Source organism: Pseudomonas sp. FSL R10-1350 (genome assembly GCF_009600525.1).
Classification (GTDB): Bacteria; Pseudomonadota; Gammaproteobacteria; order Pseudomonadales; family Pseudomonadaceae; genus Aquipseudomonas; species Aquipseudomonas helleri.
In genome coordinates, this window is the sequence record NZ_WIVR01000243.1 from 1 (window position 1) to 254 (window position 254).

Genomic DNA, 254 nt, shown 5'->3' on the forward strand with positions numbered 1-254 from the left:
TAACGTAGTGGAGGCAACTAAAACTACCGTTGGTGATTTTTTACCAAATGGAAAAATGGTCCACATAATTAAACTATTAGCTACATATCCAGCACAACCGAAGGGAATAATTTGGAATAAAGAGCTTTCCGAGCCATTACCATGTATTGGTTCAAACTATTTAAAAAGTACAGAACACGATGATCCTGCGAGTTGGTTTATTCGTAAAGGTTTTATAGTTCGCTCTATCAAAACTAATGCTTATTGGTATCAAG

The 254-nt window shown here is 35.4% G+C and carries 1 protein-coding gene; it reads left to right on the forward strand.

Going from position 1 to position 254, the window contains the following annotated elements; genetic code table 11:
* Positions 1–254, forward strand: a 254-nt coding sequence (locus GHO25_RS26400; protein WP_218581105.1) for a hypothetical protein, incomplete at both ends; no start/stop codon positions are given.